22 protein-coding genes are annotated in these 19,090 nt (G+C 48.8%); 20 read left to right on the top strand and 2 right to left on the bottom strand.

From position 1 onward, the window contains the following. Positions 1–17: 17 nt before the first annotated feature. The 19 genes from SRBAKS_RS08530 to SRBAKS_RS08615 all read left to right on the top strand — a co-directional run bounded on the left by SRBAKS_RS08530 (position 18) and on the right by SRBAKS_RS08615 (position 16,197). A complete protein-coding gene (locus SRBAKS_RS08530; protein WP_229596384.1) occupies positions 18–2,243 on the top strand; it encodes an MMPL family transporter in 2,226 nt (741 codons plus the stop codon). Continuing rightward, a complete protein-coding gene (locus SRBAKS_RS08535) occupies positions 2,240–2,887 on the top strand; it encodes a hypothetical protein (RefSeq protein ID WP_229596386.1) in 648 nt (215 codons plus the stop codon). The genes SRBAKS_RS08530 and SRBAKS_RS08535 overlap by 4 nt, the downstream gene beginning before the upstream one ends. Continuing rightward, the gene (locus tag SRBAKS_RS08540) at positions 2,884–3,267 is read left to right on the top strand and encodes a 3-hydroxyacyl-ACP dehydratase FabZ family protein (protein WP_229596388.1); all 384 of its coding nucleotides are present in this window, start codon (positions 2,884–2,886) and stop codon (positions 3,265–3,267) included. The genes SRBAKS_RS08535 and SRBAKS_RS08540 overlap by 4 nt, the downstream gene beginning before the upstream one ends. Next, positions 3,267–3,728, top strand: a complete 462-nt coding sequence (locus tag SRBAKS_RS08545; protein ID WP_229596390.1) for an acyl-CoA thioesterase — start codon at positions 3,267–3,269, stop codon at positions 3,726–3,728. The genes SRBAKS_RS08540 and SRBAKS_RS08545 overlap by 1 nt, the downstream gene beginning before the upstream one ends. Beyond that, positions 3,728–5,110: a lipid biosynthesis B12-binding/radical SAM protein gene (locus SRBAKS_RS08550; protein ID WP_229596392.1), complete on the top strand. Its 1,383-nt coding sequence runs from the start codon at positions 3,728–3,730 to the stop codon at positions 5,108–5,110. The genes SRBAKS_RS08545 and SRBAKS_RS08550 overlap by 1 nt, the downstream gene beginning before the upstream one ends. Continuing rightward, positions 5,107–6,258, top strand: coding sequence for a DUF2062 domain-containing protein (locus SRBAKS_RS08555; protein ID WP_229596395.1), 1,152 nt, complete (start codon positions 5,107–5,109; stop codon positions 6,256–6,258). The genes SRBAKS_RS08550 and SRBAKS_RS08555 overlap by 4 nt, the downstream gene beginning before the upstream one ends. 99 nt (positions 6,259–6,357) lie before the next feature. Beyond that, a complete protein-coding gene (locus SRBAKS_RS08560) occupies positions 6,358–7,191 on the top strand; it encodes a lysophospholipid acyltransferase family protein (protein WP_229596397.1) in 834 nt (277 codons plus the stop codon). 3 nt (positions 7,192–7,194) lie between these two features. Continuing rightward, the gene (locus tag SRBAKS_RS08565) at positions 7,195–7,446 is read left to right on the top strand and encodes a phosphopantetheine-binding protein (RefSeq protein WP_229596408.1); all 252 of its coding nucleotides are present in this window, start codon (positions 7,195–7,197) and stop codon (positions 7,444–7,446) included. 2 nt (positions 7,447–7,448) lie between these two features. After that, positions 7,449–8,639, top strand: a complete 1,191-nt coding sequence (locus SRBAKS_RS08570; protein WP_229596411.1) for a beta-ketoacyl-[acyl-carrier-protein] synthase family protein — start codon at positions 7,449–7,451, stop codon at positions 8,637–8,639. Further along, positions 8,636–9,460: a beta-ketoacyl synthase chain length factor gene (locus SRBAKS_RS08575; protein WP_229596420.1), complete on the top strand. Its 825-nt coding sequence runs from the start codon at positions 8,636–8,638 to the stop codon at positions 9,458–9,460. Before SRBAKS_RS08570 ends, SRBAKS_RS08575 begins: the two co-directional genes overlap by 4 nt. Before the next feature lies 1 nt (position 9,461). Beyond that, complete coding sequence (locus tag SRBAKS_RS08580; RefSeq protein ID WP_229596422.1) at positions 9,462–10,622, top strand: AMP-binding protein; 1,161 nt, start codon at positions 9,462–9,464, stop codon at positions 10,620–10,622. A 68-nt stretch (positions 10,623–10,690) separates the two neighbouring features. Further along, positions 10,691–10,864, top strand: a complete 174-nt coding sequence (locus tag SRBAKS_RS08585) for a hypothetical protein (RefSeq protein ID WP_229596424.1) — start codon at positions 10,691–10,693, stop codon at positions 10,862–10,864. A gap of 253 nt (positions 10,865–11,117) precedes the next feature. After that, complete coding sequence (locus SRBAKS_RS08590) at positions 11,118–11,471, top strand: hypothetical protein (protein WP_229596426.1); 354 nt, start codon at positions 11,118–11,120, stop codon at positions 11,469–11,471. Between the two features lie 655 nt (positions 11,472–12,126). After that, the gene (locus tag SRBAKS_RS08595) at positions 12,127–12,417 is read left to right on the top strand and encodes a toxin-activating lysine-acyltransferase (protein ID WP_229596427.1); all 291 of its coding nucleotides are present in this window, start codon (positions 12,127–12,129) and stop codon (positions 12,415–12,417) included. Positions 12,418–13,692: 1,275 nt separating this feature from the next. Beyond that, positions 13,693–13,857, top strand: coding sequence for a toxin-activating lysine-acyltransferase (locus tag SRBAKS_RS17845; RefSeq protein WP_283816558.1), 165 nt, complete (start codon positions 13,693–13,695; stop codon positions 13,855–13,857). A gap of 61 nt (positions 13,858–13,918) precedes the next feature. Further along, positions 13,919–14,428, top strand: a complete 510-nt coding sequence (locus tag SRBAKS_RS08605; RefSeq protein WP_229596445.1) for a hypothetical protein — start codon at positions 13,919–13,921, stop codon at positions 14,426–14,428. A gap of 199 nt (positions 14,429–14,627) precedes the next feature. Further along, the gene (locus tag SRBAKS_RS08610) at positions 14,628–14,792 is read left to right on the top strand and encodes a toxin-activating lysine-acyltransferase (protein ID WP_229596447.1); all 165 of its coding nucleotides are present in this window, start codon (positions 14,628–14,630) and stop codon (positions 14,790–14,792) included. Positions 14,793–15,048: 256 nt separating this feature from the next. Beyond that, entirely contained in the window at positions 15,049–15,249 is a 201-nt protein-coding gene (locus SRBAKS_RS17945; protein ID WP_430709115.1) for a DUF5684 domain-containing protein, read from the top strand. A 291-nt stretch (positions 15,250–15,540) separates the two neighbouring features. Further along, positions 15,541–16,197 (top strand): tetratricopeptide repeat protein, encoded by a 657-nt coding sequence (locus tag SRBAKS_RS08615; protein ID WP_229596449.1) that lies wholly within the window; start codon positions 15,541–15,543, stop codon positions 16,195–16,197. 409 nt (positions 16,198–16,606) lie between these two features. Here SRBAKS_RS08615 and SRBAKS_RS08620 read toward each other — a convergent pair whose 3' ends face one another. Together SRBAKS_RS08620 and SRBAKS_RS08625 are read right to left on the bottom strand one after the other, a co-directional pair. Further along, positions 16,607–16,855, bottom strand: a complete 249-nt coding sequence (locus SRBAKS_RS08620) for a hypothetical protein (RefSeq protein ID WP_229596451.1) — start codon at positions 16,853–16,855, stop codon at positions 16,607–16,609. Between the two features lie 481 nt (positions 16,856–17,336). Next, on the bottom strand, positions 17,337–17,924 hold the full coding sequence (locus tag SRBAKS_RS08625) for a hypothetical protein (protein WP_229596453.1): 588 nt from the start codon (positions 17,922–17,924) through the stop codon (positions 17,337–17,339). Positions 17,925–18,373: 449 nt separating this feature from the next. On the opposite strand from SRBAKS_RS08625, the gene SRBAKS_RS08630 reads away from it, so the two are divergent. Then, positions 18,374–19,033 carry a substrate-binding periplasmic protein gene (locus tag SRBAKS_RS08630; protein ID WP_229596455.1) on the top strand — a complete coding sequence of 220 codons (660 nt, stop codon included), beginning with the start codon at positions 18,374–18,376 and terminating at the stop codon, positions 19,031–19,033. Positions 19,034–19,090 lie beyond the last annotated feature (57 nt).

The following is a 19,090-nucleotide window of genomic DNA, read 5'->3' on the forward strand; positions in this document are numbered from 1 at the left end:
GTGCAGACATCAAAACCATGATTCCGCGTGGAGAGGGCGGCATCCTTGTCCGCGATCTGGAGAGCCTCACTCGATCCGGTCTGGGAAATATCATTTTCATCTCGGTCCACACCACAGACAGAACCAACCGGGACAACCTCATAGCCGGGGCCGATTCCCTGACCCAGACCCTATCATCAGCGGGTTTCACCTTCACGAGCCAAGCTTCCATACGGCCGGACAAGGTTATCGCCTTCCTTCTCGACAACGCTCCGAACTTAATGACGCAGGAGGACCTGTCACGCCTTAACTCGCTCCTCACGCCCGAAAGCATCCGCACCAACCTGGAAAAGGCTCTGCGGACCCTCAACTCTCCGCAGAGTATGGGAATGAAAAAAATCATCCGACGCGACCCATTGGACCTGCGCACCATTTTGCTGCCCCGGCTCAAGGCATTCTCTTCCCTCTCCCATGCCAGGGTGCTTGACGATCATATCTTCAGTCCAGATGGAACCGCCATTCTCCTCACGGCCAAATCACCCATTCCTCTCACGGACACCGAAGGTTCGGCCAGACTGCTCAAGACCTTCGAAGACGCGACAAAGGATCTCCCAAGCGGGGTCAAGGCTGACATGATCAGCGGCCATGTCCACTCAAACGCCAACGCCGTCACTATCCAAAACGACCTTACGACTATTTCCTGTGTAGCGACTCTGGCCATGGGCCTGCTCTTTATCTTCTTTTTCCGCACTTGCCATGCCCTCGGCGTCTTCCTGACACCACTCATTTCCATGTCCGTCGGTCTCGGTGGACTTGCCCTGTTTGAAAAAAGCGTATCGGCCATCGTCATCGGCTTTGGTGCCGTCATCATCGGCATTTCCATCGACTTTGCCATGCACGTCTATTTCAGCGTGATTCGCCACTCCAGTACCCCTGGCAAGGGTGTGGACAGTGTGGCAAAACCCATTTTTTTCTGCGCACTCACATCCTGCGCCGCATTTGGAGCTTTATTCCTTTCAGGTATGCCGGGTATGCGTCAACTGGCCCTCTTTTCCATCGTCGGGCTGCTGGCATCAGCGATATTCTCCTTTGTCGTTCTCCCTCACCTCAGCAGAAAAGGGTTATCTCGCCCGCCACTCACACTCAAAAAACTCCACGGTAAACAGCACCCAATTTTCGTCCTCTGCCTCGCGTGCCTCTTTGTCGGAACATGCCTCTGGTACGGCACTTCCGTTACCCTTGACCCTGACCTACGGAGCATTGAATACGTTCCGGAGACAGTCCGGATCACGGAAAAGCAGTTCAATGAGACCTGGGGAGACGTCCGCAACAAAGCCCTTGTCTTTACCCAGGGGACAGAGCTGGCAACAACACTCAGTCAAAACGAACAACTATACTCGACCCTTAAAACCAATTTCCCCCAAATTTCTGTTGCCAGTCTGACTCCGATTCTTCCAGCCTTTACCACTCAGGCCGAGAATCGCGCCCGTTGGAATGACTTTTGGACAGACGCACAGAGGCAGTCAGTCGTCGAGAGCTTGCAAGCAAGCGCCAGGGAACTCGGTTTTTCATCCAAGGCTTTCGCCCCATTCATCCGATCCCTTTCCCACACGCCGACACAAGTGACACCCGAGAGACTGGACACGGCCAGCCTTGCCCTCCTGCGCAACATCTTCCTGCCTGACCTTTCGGCCGGCGATCCTACCCTGGTGACTTATCTCCCGGATTCCGCGAATATCCGCAGCTTCTTCACCCCGAAGCGGGAAACCAACCTCGGAGTCCGCCTCGTTTCTACCAGTCGCTTCAAAACGCTTCTTGAAACGACCATGAAGAACGACATTGAACTCTTCATCACTGTCTCCGGCATCGCAGTATTGGTGCTGACTTTTCTCTTGTTCCGCAATATCCGCCGAGCAAGCATAGCCCTTCTTCCGGCCATAGCCGGTGTCGCAGCCGTCATTGGGGGGCTGGGCTATTCTGGGACCCCGCTCAACCTTTTTCACATCACAGCCCTGCCCCTGATCATTGGCCTCGGAGCCGACTATGGAATTTTCCTTGTATCAAGCGAAAGCCAGTCCCTTGAACAGGATACGATCTTGGCTGTCATCGTATCCGGCCTGACTACCCTGGCCGGGTTCGGCGTACTGGCCTTGGCCCGCCACCCGTCCCTTAATGCCCTCGGCACCATGGTCTTGCTCGGTGTAGGAACAGCCCTTTTCGTGGCCTTGTTCATGGTCCCGCACCTGCTCAGGAAACAGTCATGATACGAACTCTTCTTCTCATCATTGTGTTGTGTACCGCCGCTTGTGCAACAACAGTTGAACCTGTGCTCCAGCCATGCCAGCCAGCCATTGAATTACCCCAACAGTGGTTCAACAGCGGCAAGACAGTGCGTCTGCGGCATGCAGGGGCCATCACGATCGGTGATACTGTCATCCCCATAAACGGTTTCATGGAACTCGACACGCGACACCACACAGCCAAAGTCGTCATTTTGACCGGGTTTGGCATAAAACTCGCGAGCCTGAAAGTGGGCCCAGACTCAGCGCAGGTCCTTGGTACAAGCCCCATTGCAGATCAAATCCCACACTTTATGGATCAATGCATCCTCTCTATAAGACGCATGTTTCTGGCGGATTTCTACCAGGCTGAGGATCGATGCGCATACACGGACGGTTACCTTGAATTCACAGGCCCGAGGCGGAACGGTGTCCTCCGCTCTGTCGTTGACCAACACCCCGGCTTCGTGAGGAAAAAAATCTTCGAATCCACGGAAGAAAACTGGACTGTGAACTATGGTGACGCCGTCGTCGTAGACGACGTAAGATTACCAGGGCAAACTTCATTCGTCAGCAACGACAAAAAGTACTCCGTGACCCTAAAACTCAAAACCCCGGACATGCCATGAGTGCATTGGAAGACACCATACGTAAAGCTGGAAAACCCGTTCTGATCGGCGAAGATGGATTCACAAAGGATTTCACTTTCGATAAAGATTTCATTGGGTTTGACGGGCATTTCCCTGGCAACCCCATCTTGCCAGCCGTGGTGCAGCTCATGGCTGGGTCAATGGCAGCCACCGAAGCCATTGACGCCACAACCGGAAAGCAAGTGACGCCCGTTGGCGCAGGCCGGGCAAAATTCCTCAAGCAGATCGCACCAGGTGACCTCTTGAAGGTCACAGGTAAGCTGAAGTCTAAAAAAGACGAGACGATCGCCGTCATATCGATTCTCGTCAGCGGTGAAACCGCAGCAACATTCCACATCACCCTGGGCGGAGGCCTTTGATGAGCAAAAAACCGTATTTCAAATCGCCGGAGAATGCCCCGGCTCCCCTGCGCTCCATTACGCAACGCCCCGTTCGATTCGAAGAAGTAGACCCGTTGGCCATTGTCTGGCACGGTCGGTATCCCAGCTACTTCGAAGATGGCCGCATTCACCTGGGAGACCAGCATGGCCTTGGCTATCTCGACTTCAAAAGACATGAAGTAGCCGCGCCCATCAAACAAATGTATTTCGACTACATCCTGCCTCTGTCTTATGGTGATACCGCTCATATCGAGACCTTTCTGCACTATACTGAAGCTGCACGGCTCAACTATGAATTCATCATCCGCAATAGCGCCGGAGACATCACCACAACTGGATACACAGTCCAGCTCTTCATGACCTTTGATCATGAGTTACTCATAACTCCGCCCGACTTCTATCAGAAAATTCTAGAACGCTGGAAGAACGGGAAATTGTAATGGCTCGACTCCTGCTCATTTCCACCAACATCACGGTGGAACCATATCTCGTATACCCATTGGGCATGTCCGTGATTGCTGCTGCCCTGCAAAACAGTGGACATGTCGTTCGCCAATTTGACTTTCTGGCCGAGGGTGAAAGCATGGACGCCCTGGAGCAGACCCTCGCTGAATTCAAGCCGGACATGACTGGCATCTCCCTGCGAAATATCGACAATGTGGACTCCTTCACTTCGCACGAGAACTGGTACCTCGAACATGTACGAACCATTACGGCTTTTCTCAAAATACGAGGCCAGACAGTTATAGTGGGTGGCCCAGGCTTCTCCCTGATGCCCGAAACCATCATTGAATATCTCGGCGCAGACCACGGTGTGGTGGGCGAAGGCGAACGCAAAATGGTCCAACTGGTCAAGATGCTCGAAGCGGGCGAAACCCCAAGTAGACTGCTCAAACCAGAGCAGGGATTGGTCAGTTCGGAAATGTGCACCCCAGCTTGGGATACGAACATTCTCAATTTTTATATTGACCACAGTGGCATCGCAAATATCCAGACCAAGCGAGGGTGCGAAAACCGCTGCTCATACTGTTCATACCCCTCCATTGAAGGCGGCAAACTCCGACTCAGGGAACCGGATGAAGTCGTGGACGAAGTGGAAAGGCTGCATCTCAAACACGGAGCTGAATTCATCTTTTTCACAGACTCCGTATTCAACGACAGCCAGAATCATTACCTGGAAGTTGCCGAACTGTTGGCCCGCAAGAACCTCGCGCTCAAATGGAGTGCATTCTTCCAGCCCACTCCCATTAGCCGAGGCGAACTCAAACTTCTCAAAAGGGCCGGTTTATCGGCCATGGAGGTCGGGACTGACGCCTCCACGGACGAAACATTATCAGCCATGAACAAGCCATTTCTTTTTGAAGGGGTTCGTGCCTTTAACGAAGCATGTGTTTCGGAACATATCCCCTGCGCTCACTTCGTCATCTTCGGTGGCCCAGGAGAAACACCAGCCACTGTTTGCCAGGGCATCGACAATTTGAATTCTCTTGAGAGTTGTGTGGTCTTCCCTTTTTCAGGCATCCGCCTCTACAAGGGGACCCCGCTTTACGCACAGGCCAAAAAAGAAGGAACCGTGCCTACAGCGCAGGAACTGCTCAAGCCGTATTACTATTTTTCCCCAAACATCGACCAGGCCTGGATGAACGAAGAACTCACCAAAGGATTCCTTGGACGCAGGGACCGGATATTCCCGCCTGCCGATGCACAAGACCGAATGGACGTCTTGCACCGATTTGGATACCGGGGACTGCTCTGGGACACCCTCGTCACTTTTGCTGACACCCACAAGCCCAAACAGGCGAGAGCAAAGGTGAGTCAATGACAAACACTCTCATCGTCATACCAGTGTACAACCACGGTGCCACGTTGCGCCAAGTGGTCAAGGACTGCCTTGCCATCCACCCAGAAGTGCTCGTGGTCGATGACGGTTGCACGGACGGCGGCATTGAGACCATTCAGGACCTCCCTGTGGAGGTGATCCGGCATACAGCCAACGCAGGCAAGGGGGAGGCGATACTCACAGCCGTAGTCGAGGCCAAACGCCTCGGTAAGAGCCACATAATCACCATGGACGCCGATGGACAACACTATGCCTCCGACATCCCCGCCTTTCTCGAAAAAATCCGGAACAATCCCCGCGCTGTAGCCGTTGGTGCGCGGCTGTTCACAGGCCCCAACATCCCGAAATCCTCACGATTCGGTCGCGCATTTTCCAATTTTTGGCTTCGGGTGCAAACCGGATGCAAGATCTCTGACGTCCAGTGCGGATTCCGAGCGTATCCAGTGGTCATCTTCGATGCCATTAAACTCTACGAACGCAAATTCGCCTTTGAGGTGGAAGTCCTGGTCAAGGCCGCCTGGGCTGGTTATCCGCTCGAAAACGTCAATATCAGCGTCCACTATCCCGATCCGGCCAAACGCATATCCCATTTCAATTTTCTCAAGGATAATGTGGATATTTCGCTGCTCAACACGCGGTTGACCGCCCGCAGTTTCCTGCCTCTGCCTCACCGCCAGTACACCGAAGACACCGAGGGCAAGGTCTCGGCCATCCACCCCATGAAGTCTTTGCGCTTACTGTTAAAGAAGGAGAAAACACCCTCTGCTCTCGCCATGGCAGCCGGACTCGGGATGCTTCTGGGTGCGCTCCCGCTCATCGCCATGCATAGCATCTCGATCATCTTCATTCTGGGCTACCTGAAACTGAACAAGATCACTGGGCTGGCCGTCAGCCAACTCTGTATGCCACCATTTGTCCCTGCGCTCTGTATAGAAGCAGGATATTTCATGCGCCACGGACACTTCCTCACTGAGATTTCCATGCAGACCCTGGGCTATGAAATTTTCGACCGACTCTTTGAGTATGTGCTTGGCTCACTTGTCATCGCGCCCCTGTTGGCGGTTATCATGGGGCTCCTCGTGTACATGCTGGCCTGGATCGTCAAAGTTCAACTCAACAAAACCGGGTGATGACTCTGCATGACAGACGACACAAAAAAAGACATACCCTGGTCAAGCCAAAGTGTAGCCTCCCAATTTGCCCATTCCTTGTTTTATCAGGCGATCCGATTGGCAGGCCGTCCCCTGGCCTATTGCATGCTCTTCTTTGTGGTGCCCTTCTACACCCTGCGTCCAAATATCCGCCGCCGTTCAGCTGAATATCGCCGTCGCAGATTCGGAGACAGGGGGGCCCTCGGCCAGTTTGTTGATTGCTTCAAACTGCATATGGAATTCGGCAAGATGCTCGTGGACCGTGCGGTTATGGGCATACTCGGCCAGTTTTCTCTCGATGCATCCCCCGAAGATTTCCAGACTCTTGTCGACCTCGCGGCCCAAGGGCGCGGTCTCATATTGATCACCGGGCACGTCGGGTGCTGGCAGCTCGGCATGTCAGTCCTCAACAAGATCGATGGCCCCAAAGCCATCGTCATGTACAACAACCGCAAGGATGTGGACAAACACTACTACGAGCATGACGATGGAAACGAGCATCCAGGGTTTTCCATTATCGATCCACGCTCTGCCATGGGCGGCACACTGGAAATGATGACCGTCCTCAAACAGGCTGGGCTCCTCTGCATCATGGGCGACCGAAGCTTCGGCAGCACCAAAAACGTCGTTGATGTGGACTTCATGGGTGGCACTATCCCTCTCCCCATAAGCGCATACAAACTCGCTTCCAACCTCAATGTCCCCATCGTCGTGACTTTCTCGCACCGCACCGGTGCTGGGTATGGACGAATCTGGATTTCAAGGGTAATTGATGTCCCCGAGAACATGGGGAGAAATGCCCAGATATATCAACCCTACGCTCAATGCTTTGCCAAAGGGCTGGAGGAATTCACCGAACACCACCCCTGGCAATTCTACAATTTTTACAACATGTGGGAAAAAGAAGAATAACAAATGGATTTAAAAGAACAAATCAAAGCGACTTTGGTAAAAGAACTCGACCTGATAGATATAAACCCTGCTGAAATTGATGACGAGGCCCCCCTGTTCGGCGATGAAGGATTGGGCCTGGACTCTCTGGACGCGGTGGAAATAGTTGTGCTGATACACAAATTTTTCAAGGCTGAAATCCAAGACATGGAACAGGGCCAAAAGGCGCTCCAGTCGATCAATTCACTCACCGCTTTCATTCAGGAAAATCAGTAACAATGCCTCAGGCGGGAGCGTCCATCATCGGGGTCGGGTGCATATGCGCAGCCGGAGAGACCATTGACCATTGTATCGAGTCCATGTTCCGAGGAGAAGGGGCCCCCAGTGCTCCGACTCACTTCTCGTGTGAGCATCCTGTCTCCTACCCTGTCTTTGAAGTACCAGATACAGCACTCGCCGACTCGAACACATATGTCAGTCGCTCGGTCCAACTCCTTGAACGTGCTTTCGCCGACGCCTTGACTGGTGCACACCTCTCATCACACGACCTCGCGCCCTTTAATGTTGGCGTGTGCATAGGCACTTCAGTAGGGGCATCGCTGAACTTCATTGATTTCTATAGAGAGAGAAAACAGGGGAAGACACCGGATCTTGAGCCTATTCACCGCTATCTCACAAGCAATCCGTCACAATATCTTGCCCGCAAATATGGTTTCAACGGCCCCCATCAAACGGTGGTGAATGCCTGCTCTTCGGGTGCAGACGCCATCGGTATTGGTGCGGCCTGGGTTCGCCATGGCCTCTGTGACATCGTGGTGACAGGAGGTACCGACGAACTCAGCCCCATATCTTATAACGGATTTGTCCGCCTCATGATCAGTAGCCCGGAGGCATGTAAACCCTTCGATGCGCACCGCAAGGGGCTCAATCTCGGAGAAGGGGCTGGCGTACTCATACTCGCCACCGATAAAACCGCCAAAGCACTCTCCTGCGCTCAACGAGGTATGCTTTTGGGATACGGAACCTGTGGCGATGCACACCATCTCACCGCCCCCCACCCAGAAGCGCGTGGACTCAACATGGCTTTGGACGCGGCCCTCGGCCAAGCACATCTGGATGCCTCCCAAATCGATTGCATCAATGTCCACGGTACTGGTACTCCGGCCAATGACACTGTGGAAGGGGTGGTCCTTGCTCAGCGGTTTCCAGACACTCCATTTTCCGCCACCAAAGGATTCACCGGCCATACTCTCGGCGCAGCTGGTGCCATCGAGGCAGCCTTTACGCTGGCGTGTATGGAACGGGGTGAACTCCCACCAAGCAAAGGGCATGCCGAAACCGACCCTGCCATCGGTCGCAGTCCGGTCAAGACGAGGACACAACTTTCAGCCAACTATGGCCTTTCCCAATCACTGGCCTTTGGCGGCAATAATTCAGTCCTCATCATTCAGGGAGGGCCTCGCTCATGAAAATGTCCCTTCTCGGAATGGGCCTCTCCACCCAGCTGGGCGGTATAGCAGAACTAAGGGCGGTAATAAACGACCAACTGCCCCGATCATCCGAAGCGCGACCTGCCAACACCGAAGATCTGATCAACTACCTCCCTCCCCGGAAATTGCGGCGTATAGACCACTTCACCCGCATGGGGTTGCTCGCGGCTCACCGAACCTTGGAGGATGCAAACCAACTGGCACCACTCCCAGACGACATGGGTATCATCATAAGCTCGGGATACGGCCCGTCCGAAACCACATTCGACTTTCTGGACTCCATCATAGACGACGGCGCGCACCTTGCCTCGCCCCTCTCTTTCTCTCACTCGGTCCACAACATACCCGCAGGCGTCCTTTCAATGATGCTTGGGCGGCCCTGCCCACAAACAACCATCTGCCAGCTCAATGAACCGGTCATTGCCGGATTGAGGACAGCCGCTCTCTGGCTGATGGAGCAAAGGGTTACGACTGTCCTTTTCGGCGCCATGGATGAATCCACACAGCTTTTGATCGAAAATGGAGAACGGCTCGCACAAGAAAGGGGGCACCCCGCCAGACAGGTTGGTGAAGGATGTGCTTTCTTTCTGCTAACCAAAGCCGCCCCTTCCACCATCCAGGTAGAACTCAACACAGCGGAACCAATGGCCCAGGACGCATTCTCTATGGCCCCGCTCTGGGGCGATATCCCGGTTGTCGCAGCGTTCGACATGGTCGCGGCCACATTGTTGGTCAGAAACGGTGCCCCGGCCACATTGTGCCGGGATGGCTCCGCAACCATCCGAGTCTCGAAGGCATAGTATGGACGCTCTTTCACTGACCGCCAGCGATATTCAGGAGATGCTCTCCAGTTTACTTATGGCACAGCTCTCGTACGATTCTCGTATGCAGTTTGCCAAAGGCGCGAGCCTTCCCGCTCATTTTGTACCCTCCCCTGACACGATCCCGGACTTCGACTCTGCCCTCAAGACCATCGGCGCCATGTTTCATGCGCCTCAGCTTGACAACACAGACACAGCTTCGCTTGCAGAACTGACCAATGCACTCTTTGAGCATTGGCGAGACAACGGAGATAAGATCACCTTTTTCACCTCTGGCAGTACCGGTGCCCCCAAGCCCTCAACTCATGATTATGATCTTCACGTTCAGGAAACGATTGCCCTTGCCGAGATTTTTCGAGACCGAAAACGCATTGTCAGCTATGTGCCCAGACATCACATTTACGGATTCCTCTTTTCCATCCTGCTCCCCAAGGTAATGGGAGTCGAAGTGCGCTGGGAAGCCCCCCAGCCCTTTCCGGGCATGACCTCGTCCCTGAGAGATGGCGACCTCATCGTGGCCTTCCCTCTGCTCTGGGAAAAACTGACGGAGATGCACGCCACATTCGGCCATGGCTTGCACGGAGCGACCTCAACCGGCCCTTGTTCGGCGCAAGTGATCACCTCGCTCAAAGCACATGGCCTCGACCGGATGTACGAGATCTACGGGTCTTCGGAAACAGGGGGTATTGGCTACCGGACTTCCCCGCAGGACAATTACACTTTGCTCCCGCACTGGAAGAAAACCGACAGCGATTCTGTCCTGCTCCGTCCTCATTCCGATGAGGATCTGCACCGCTATGAGTTACAAGACCTCCTGAAATGGCAAAAGGATACATTCATTCCCGAACGGCGAACCGACAATGCCGTGCAGGTGGCGGGCATAAACGTGTACCCGTCCAGAGTCCGTGCAGCGCTTCTGGAGCACCCGGATGTGGATGACTGCGCCGTCCGGCTTATGCGGCCGGACGAAGGGCAGCGCCTCAAGATCTTTATTGTATTGGCAAAGAATGCACAGGAAGACATGGATGCCTCGCTCCGTAAATGGGCTAAAGAACGCCTATCCCCACACGAACAGCCCATGATCTGGACCTTTGGCCCAAAGCTCCCTGTGAATAGCCTCGGCAAACAAACTGACTGGTAGCCACAGACTTTTCATGCAGCCACGACTCATGTATAGTCATCCCAACAATATCTTATGGAGAATCTAACATGAAAAAGATACTTGTCTTGCTAGTTGCCATCACTCTCCTCTGTTCCGCCTTGGGCTGCGCCAAGATAGGCGAAGCGACTGGAAAAACCGTTAAAGAGATCAAGGAACTCCCAGGAGAGTTTAAAGATGGATACGACAAAGGACGCAATTCTGAGGATGATGGAAAGAAATAATCCCCATCACAATCGTCCTGATAAATGCATATCTCTTTGTGAATCCGAGGTTTGAGTATGTAAACCTGCCCAGAGGTTAACTCGCTGCCCGTGGTCCAGAGATGTGGGCATGTTTAGGCAGGTCTCCATTAAACTTATCCCCGCCTCAGGTCGACAGCTAGCTTCGTGGTCCAAAGGGCCGAGATATCTCCTTTCATCTCAATTTTTGACCAAAAACCGCAATGGCTGTATCGTCTACTTCCAAGGAGAGATCATGCCCGTGCTCGACAACTGGCGTTTGCTCAAGACACCTAATGGGGATTCGTTCCTCGCTGGAACATGTACAGGCCATCCAAGTATACAAGATGGTCCGATTATTACCAATGGGGTGAACCCGACTCAGTGCTTGGAACACGCCGTTGTGATCTCACAATCTGGAACAGAATATAGACTTGGGGAAAAGATGCCACCGGATGAAAATCCTGAATTCGCTTTTGCTTTGCTTATGCAGAGAGCCTTAAATCGGCTTTATCAAGCAGGGCAGCCATTATCCAAAGAAGACTTGGAAAAACTAGGAGAGTTAGTCGGCAAAGTGGTTCGCGGTGAAGAAGTTGGCAATACGTTTTAATCAACCCTTTTGAAAAACCTTTAAACATTTTTGACGCCTCAACGCGGAGTCATGTCTCGAAGACTAGTTAACAACTTTATTGTTAAGAAAATTTATCAGAAGGGAGCGTCGCAATCACACAGTTAAGAACTTTATTGTTCAGCTACTAAATATCAGCCATGGAAAACAACAACATCGGGGCATTTTAGTTAACAACTTTATTGTTCTCCCACACTTTTGTAGCGTGACAATAAAGTTGTTAACATGACAATACAGTCGTTAACGACACAATAAAGTTGTTAACGACACAATAAAGTTGTTAACAAAAGCCGCTTCTGGTGATCCTGAAAATGGAAACAACCAGGAGCGGCTTTATTCATGGCTAAAAAGAGGTACTCCCATTCGGAGACAACGTTTCAACGGTGGGTCTAGGAAGGACGCGATTCCAGCAGGGAGCGCGACTACAAGCCATGGCTGACAGTAAGAGATGTCCCTTCCAAGGGACGGTTTCGCTGGAAAAAACTCACGCTGTCGGTGGGCCTATTTCACGGGAGCAGATCAATGGTGACCCACCCCCAGTTTATGTACCGGGCTTATGTTAGTCTGCACTCCAACTGCTGAGGTTGTCCAGCCCTCAGCATAGCTCCCCCTAGGGGGGGGCGACCGGCGCAGGTCATTGGTTGACCACTTCAGCTGCGACAATTTAGCCTTTTCAAAAAGCCCCCCCATTGATATTGCTTGTTCCGACGAGGTCGAGGAACGACTGGCCGCTGGAGCCAGCCGGCTCAAGCCCGATGATTGGAAGTCGGGCGAACAGCTCTGGCTTGTTGATCTTGTTGCGCCGTTCGGTGGGGGTGAAGATATTTTGAAAGAGCTTCGCGAGAATGTGCTCAAGGGGCAGAAGATTAAAACGGTGCAGATGGTTCCTGGTGGGAATGGGATGACTGCTGTTGGTGGTGATTGGTGATGTGCCCCCCGAAAGTTCAAAACAACAGAAAAATCAGGCCGCCTCTTCGGGAATCTGGTCTTAATTGAAAAATTAACCTTTTCCATAATTAGTAAGGGAGTATACTACTTTATGCCCATTAATAGTAGTTCGTCGTCTATTAAGATGCCGCCGTTTTCTTCTTTTTCTCTGGACATGCGGACCTTGTTTTCAACGACAACAATAGCTTATCTCTATTTTGTGCAACTACCTGAACTGCTCTACATAGTACATTCGATGACACAAGGAGTCGATTCAAATACAAATGCAGCCGTATTTAGCATGGGACTAATTTTGATTTCATTCATTTTAAACCTATGCTCTTCTTTGTTTACTTATAAATATCGTAAAATGTACTTGCTAGGTTTTTTTGGATGGATAATTGTATCTATAAAAACTAGTTGTACCATTTTTTTTCATGTCTATCATATTTTATTTACACAAATAATAGATGATGTTTTTTTATTAATTCTATCTGTTTTCATGTTTTTATTAGCGATTAAATTGTTTAAAAGTGGTTCTGTGTAGTTGTTCATACAAATAGACCAATGTATTATTACATTTTGAGGTTTTGTTTTTATCATGACTTTAATTCAACATATTAAACAAGACTATGATATCAAGACATTTTACATCTCTGTAACGATGGTTTTTATCATAGGCGTACAAATACAAAATGTATCAGATAGGTTGTTCTTTCTGTCGATAGCATTACCAGTTAACTTTAGTCCATTCGGGCTAGACGACGTTGTTTTGGTTTTTACTTTTTGGAATATCGTCTTTTCATTTCTGTCGATTGTTTTCAATATTGTTTCAATAGCACTTACATTCACAGGTCGGACTTGGTGGGTCCTAGGGGGAGTGGGATGGATAATCCCTCTATTGTTGCAGGCTGGGTATGGTTGTATTTGGCACTTATCAAATCTAACCGCTAAATATAGTTTTTATGACTGCATAGCAATTTTGGGTGGTTTTTTGATGCTTATATTTATTTGTACCAAAGGTAGGGCAAAATGAGTGGAGATTCTAACTCAATTTGGGATAAGCTCGCGGATGTGATAGGAAAAATTGCACAATCCCCAGGGAGGAATACTGCTGCTGATCTTGCTGCGGATCAGCGCGAGAAAACCATGGCACTGGCTAGAGAAGAGAAGTAGGTCCACTTTGTTGGACCGCTGAGCAGCGTTTTTATGGTGGACAGTCCCGCCGCACAACAATGATCATCTGTTAGCAACTTTATTGTTCGCCCACAGTTGTTTGGCAGGTACTAAAAACCGCTTCTGGCTTGTTGATCTTGTTGCGCCGTTCGGTGGGGGTGAAGATATTTTGAAAGAGCTTCGCGAGAATGTATTCAAAGGGCAGAAAATCAAAACTGTGCAACTTGCGCCTGATGGAAGTGGAATGACTGTTGTTAAATTGTAATAAAAATAAATTGTAAGCAGAATCAGTATCATATTACAAAATACATAGAGATGGATCAAGAATGAAAAAGATAAAAATTTTAATTTTACTGTTGGTATGTTTTTCATCCATGTTAGCAACCACTGGATATTGCGAAGACATAATTATTGATAACTTTGGACGCGATCCAGCATCTTTACTAAACAAAATGAATGCAACATATGTCAATGACACTACCTTTAAAGAAATAGTATCTAAAGATGGTATTTATTTCCTCCTCTTTTGTAGCACCAAAAAAAACCGTGAATTACATGGTCTTGCCACAGTAATATACACAATTTACAAAAAATTCGGTCCAGTCAACATTGTTGTATACCCAATAGATAGAGATATTTCAGAAAAAAAACGCCAATTAATAATGGCTAAATACCAGCTAAAACATCTTCCAACCGCTGGTATAGTTAAAATAGACTCTTTAAACGGGAATACTATCATGAGTATCGTTGGAGGCCCACAAACTATCAAATCAAGCATTCATCTGTATCATGATATCATCGAAGAGCAACTATTTCCTCTTAAGGAGGCAAAATAATGGGTAGCTTAGGCGGTAATTACTGCCCCTCCCCCCATCCTTTGGACCACTGAGCAGCGTTATTAAGGTGGACAGTCCCGCCGCACAAACTATGATCACCTGTTAACAACTTTATTGTTTGACACCTGATTTTCCACTGCGAAAAATGTGGGATTCCGCCCCCTCTCAGTTAACAACTTTATTGTTCGCCCACAGTTGTTTGGCAGGTAATAAAAACCGCTTCTGGCTTGTTGATCTTGTTGCGCCGTTCGGTGGGGGTGAAGATATTTTGAAAGAGCTTCGCGAAAACGTGTTCAAAGGGCAGAAGGTCAAGACCGTGCAACCGGCACAGGACGGCAGCGGCATGGCTGTTGTGGAGTGGTAAAAAGTGCAGACAGGTGTGGCATAAACTATCAACCTCTGGGCTCTATCCATTAATGGGTTTAAAAATAGTATTTACTCCCTTTTCCTTTTTAAGCACACCTCTTTGAAGTTTAACATAAGCTGTATTAAAAAAGGTATTTATTTTTATGTCACCATGGATCATGACGATAATAATGATCATGTATTTGGTCGGCCTTAGTAAAACTTATGAAAAGGCCGGATATGAAGCCTATGATATGCTTCTGCCTTATAGGTATATGGATATCGCAGGGCTGCCCAAAATGGCCTGTTTAATAATGTTTCTGCCTTTTGTTAACATTCTGTTTTTTATTTATATTTTTAACCGAGTTGGTATTCGTTTTGGCTTGAGTAAATGGCTGTCAATTTTTTTGTCCGTGTTTCCATTTGTCCTTGTATGTCTAACTGGCTTTATGAAGGCCAAAAAATACGACGGATAGTATATGTCTAAATATGATGCTTTTGGTGGGTATGTTGCGGGTATAGGTGGAGGTATTTACGCAGATAGAGAAAAAAAGGAGAAGAGGAAGCTTGGCAGCTATAAAGCTACTTGATGCTTATATACGGTGGTCTAAATTGAATGGCGCTGTAGATATATGTATTCATGTTACTTCAGGCGTCAATTTAACAAGGACTGACCGTTTTTTAAGGAAATGTGGATTTAGACAGACCGGCGGTAACTACGCACTAGGATAGGGATTCATTAATAGCGATCAATATTGAGGTAAACCATGACTCCAACACACACTCGATTGCTTTGGTGTAAACTCCAATTCTCAATTGTAATTCTTGTTCTTTGCGTAAATGTAGCTTTCGCAGGCCAATATGAAGATGCCTGTAGGCATATGGCTGCTGGCGAATATGCTGAAGCATATAGAATATATCATTCACTGTCACTCGATGGCGATACAAACGCCCAATTTAATTTAGGAATGATGGCTCTGGGGAGTCTTGTCGGGAATATCAGAAAAGAAAGTGCCGTCTTTTGGCTTAAATTAGCAGCAGACAGTGGGCACTATCACGCTCAATATGTGCTTAGTAGATTATACGATAGAGGTGTTGGAACTCCAGTTAATAAACAAGCCGCGAATGAATATCGTGGATTGGCGGCCGAGGGCAAGGACCCAACAGCTTTGTACGACCTCGGAATGGCCTATATACTCGGGGCTGGGCTACCGCAGGATGAAGTGAAAGGTGTTGGGTATATAAAGGAATCTGCGAATCTTGGATCTCCTTATTCAATACTTCAATTGGCACTTTTTTACAAAAATGGAGTGTACGTAACAAAAGACATTTCCAAATATCGAAAATTGATCAAGAGTATCGAAATGTTCGATATCGAAGGTGTCAATGATGAAATCAGGGCAATAGAACGTGAGGGGAACTAATGGCAGGTTTCTCATTCAAAGAAACCCAGTCGGGCCTTTTTGACCCTGTCAACGACACTCATAAGGTAAACCAAAGGGCAATTGTGAGGTGCTCGCGAGTATTACCAATACACTCCAAGAGCATAGTGCTTTCTCCTTTTGGCTTTGCAATTTTAAGGGGTAATTGTACCGTCACTATGGACTTCAAATTTAAAGTCCATCCGCTTTCCTGTTTTTGGATCAAACACGTAATGTATCACTGACTTCTTGCCAGCCTTGAATCTAACAAGAAAAGGCCCAATTGTACCGGGCCTAATGGTCTTAAATGTATAGTAATGTATATAAGCTTACGGCAGGTTTCAAATGATCTAACTAATGCAGCAATAATAAGAGAGAACAGACACTCCCTTATCAAGGTATTTCTTTTGTTCTAAAGAGCAATAATGTTTGGCTCATAATCGTCAAAACACTTTTTAATCAATCCCTCGTAATCAAATATTCCATCCTTGTTAACAAAATCATCAGAATAATAGATATATTCCATGTAGTTTGGGTCGGGTATAATTTTATCCAAAATGGACAAGATATAATCCGACCTTTCTTCTGTAGGCAAAGGCTCGCTTAACAACTCAGATAAAAGAAACAAGGCTGAGGCCCTATTCAAATCAGCATCACTCATAACACACTACTTATTTAAATGGTTATAAGGAGTTCGAATTACAATGTTATTCATATCATACACGCCACCACCATTTTGCAATTCCTTGATATGATATGACCTAGCTCATATCGTTTTATTTTACCAATTTCACCGAGAATCAACACAAAATGAGGATTATCATAATTCGCGTGCTACTAGTTCAATGAGCTTCCTAAAAGGGCTTTAGACCTCACAGCTAAAGAGCGATCGGCTTATAATCAAAACCTTTCTCTACCACCCTATCAATATCTAGAATATCTTCCTCATAAAATTCCGAAGAATGAAAGATATAGTCGCTAAAAGCCGGGTCAGGAACTAAATCGCTGACCACCTTCCACACGACGCTGTCCTCTTCCTCTGTCAACTTCATAGTAAAAAAACCGAGCAACAAAGCTTTAACTAGTATTTTTTTTCTCTAACTGTCATCACTTTTTACCTTTGATATGATTTAATGGTGTTTTTATATATTATTCATATCATACACACTGCCCCCATACTGTAACTCCTCCATATGGTCTAGCTCGTACTGGACACGGCTACCAATTTGTTGGGTCTCGTGAGCATAAGGTGCCTTTCCAGATTTCATCAGCGTAACGTTAGAAGGAGAAAACTGCTTACTCAAAACAGGGTCAGCTGCTACTTCTTGCCAAAACGCCTTCCTGAACTTATTGAAATCTGAAAATTCTCTTCCATTCAACTTTTCGGCTATTTGAGCAGGGACTTTACCGGCATTGCCTGCGGTTCCTTTAAGCCAAGTTTGTCCCTCGATTATTCTGGGCAGATCACTGCCGTGCGAAGCTGCACCTGGGACCAATCTACGGGCAGAGAGCGAACCTTCCCAGCCTGGCAGTTCTGGTAGATTCGTCTTACCCGCACCGCTGCCTGGGACATTGATTTCATCCATCCTCTTGGCAACGAGCGTTTCCAGTTCGTCGCTACTCTTGAGGCCTTCGAAGTCAAAATGCGCCAGTGCATCTTGCTGGTCCGGTATTCGCCAATGAGCTTTTTTGGGGAGCTTGCTAAATGCCTCATCTGCATGATTGACCATCCATTTTATCGCACTGTCGGGCAGCAATTTCAGTACGACATCCAGACCCTATTGTCGTCTCAGCAGCTACAGAGAATGGGGATGTCTGTCGGGACCGCCACAGGCCCCCTTTCAGTGAGCGTGCACATCCTGCAATTCCATGACCACGACTTTGGCGGTTGTGATGTCAGATTGGGACAAAGAAAAATCACGACACGCTGGCTGTCAGAAAAATATTGATTTATCGTATATTGAAACCTCTTCCCCATTATTGCCTGGCCGAACCAGAGTATCAGGGGCACAGGCCAAAACGCTGGGGGACTTTTATCCAGTCTTATAGACAACTATCAAGGGCTATTGTACGATTACAAATCATGTATGAAGATGGGGGCTTTATGGATTCTAAGAGGTTAATTTTAATTCTCTTTTTCTTGTTTCTACCAAAACAGGTGATTGCAGAACAAATCAATATGCAGGTCATCATCTACCCTCCTCTCGCATACGAGGAAAATGGTGAACTCAAAGGCGTCGCCCCTGAAGTTGTGAAAGCAATCCAAGCCATTGTTGGCGACTCCAATCCGATCAAGGCCGCGCCTTGGCTTCGTGCTTATGAAGCGACCAAGGACGAATCCATGCAGGCCCTTTTTGCCATTGTTCGCATCCCCAAACGCGAAAAACTCTTCAAATGGGTCGGCCCTATCTTTGAAGAAGGTGATTATTTCTTTAAAAGAAAAGGTGAGCCGATTGTGCTGCACTCTCTGGATGACGCCAAAAAAGTTGAGCGCATCGCTGTTCGAAAGGATGGCTATACACATCAGACACTCACGGCCAATGGATTCACCAATCTGGACATCAGCCCTTCATATGAATCCAGCTACAGAAAACTCGACGAAGGCAGGGTTGACCTCGTTCTCATGGGTGAGCGGACATACTATTACATGCTGAAAGATGCCGGGCTTGATCCGACAAAATTCGAACGGACCAACATCCGGTTTGCCGAGTCCGGCGCCTGGCTCGCATTTTCACGAGATATACCGGATGAGACCATCGCCAAATGGCAGCGAGCCTTGGACAGCCTCAAAGTGGACGGCAGTTTTGATGCGATCATGGAGCACAACTTCCGACACTAGTACCATGCCTTGGGCGGGATTCCAGGCCCCCACGTGCTCACGGCTAATGAATCGCTC

Source organism: Pseudodesulfovibrio sediminis (assembly GCF_020886695.1).
In the GTDB taxonomy this organism is placed as follows: domain Bacteria; phylum Desulfobacterota; class Desulfovibrionia; order Desulfovibrionales; family Desulfovibrionaceae; genus Pseudodesulfovibrio; species Pseudodesulfovibrio sediminis.

Coding starts and splice junctions, on each gene's coding strand:
- SRBAKS_RS08630 (WP_229596455.1), top strand. CDS start 18,374: ATGCAGGTCATCATCTACCCTCCTCTCGCATACGAGGAAAATGGTGAA.
- SRBAKS_RS08530 (WP_229596384.1), top strand. CDS start 18: ATGATTCCGCGTGGAGAGGGCGGCATCCTTGTCCGCGATCTGGAGAGC.
- SRBAKS_RS08575 (WP_229596420.1), top strand. CDS start 8,636: ATGAAAATGTCCCTTCTCGGAATGGGCCTCTCCACCCAGCTGGGCGGT.
- SRBAKS_RS08565 (WP_229596408.1), top strand. CDS start 7,195: ATGGATTTAAAAGAACAAATCAAAGCGACTTTGGTAAAAGAACTCGAC.
- SRBAKS_RS08555 (WP_229596395.1), top strand. CDS start 5,107: ATGACAAACACTCTCATCGTCATACCAGTGTACAACCACGGTGCCACG.
- SRBAKS_RS08620 (WP_229596451.1), bottom strand. CDS start 16,855: ATGAGTGATGCTGATTTGAATAGGGCCTCAGCCTTGTTTCTTTTATCT.
- SRBAKS_RS08535 (WP_229596386.1), top strand. CDS start 2,240: ATGATACGAACTCTTCTTCTCATCATTGTGTTGTGTACCGCCGCTTGT.
- SRBAKS_RS08605 (WP_229596445.1), top strand. CDS start 13,919: ATGAAAAAGATAAAAATTTTAATTTTACTGTTGGTATGTTTTTCATCC.
- SRBAKS_RS08615 (WP_229596449.1), top strand. CDS start 15,541: ATGACTCCAACACACACTCGATTGCTTTGGTGTAAACTCCAATTCTCA.
- SRBAKS_RS08540 (WP_229596388.1), top strand. CDS start 2,884: ATGAGTGCATTGGAAGACACCATACGTAAAGCTGGAAAACCCGTTCTG.
- SRBAKS_RS17945 (WP_430709115.1), top strand. CDS start 15,049: ATGGATATCGCAGGGCTGCCCAAAATGGCCTGTTTAATAATGTTTCTG.
- SRBAKS_RS08590 (WP_229596426.1), top strand. CDS start 11,118: ATGCCCGTGCTCGACAACTGGCGTTTGCTCAAGACACCTAATGGGGAT.
- SRBAKS_RS08545 (WP_229596390.1), top strand. CDS start 3,267: ATGAGCAAAAAACCGTATTTCAAATCGCCGGAGAATGCCCCGGCTCCC.
- SRBAKS_RS08585 (WP_229596424.1), top strand. CDS start 10,691: ATGAAAAAGATACTTGTCTTGCTAGTTGCCATCACTCTCCTCTGTTCC.
- SRBAKS_RS08570 (WP_229596411.1), top strand. CDS start 7,449: ATGCCTCAGGCGGGAGCGTCCATCATCGGGGTCGGGTGCATATGCGCA.
- SRBAKS_RS08580 (WP_229596422.1), top strand. CDS start 9,462: ATGGACGCTCTTTCACTGACCGCCAGCGATATTCAGGAGATGCTCTCC.
- SRBAKS_RS08550 (WP_229596392.1), top strand. CDS start 3,728: ATGGCTCGACTCCTGCTCATTTCCACCAACATCACGGTGGAACCATAT.
- SRBAKS_RS08625 (WP_229596453.1), bottom strand. CDS start 17,924: ATGGTCAATCATGCAGATGAGGCATTTAGCAAGCTCCCCAAAAAAGCT.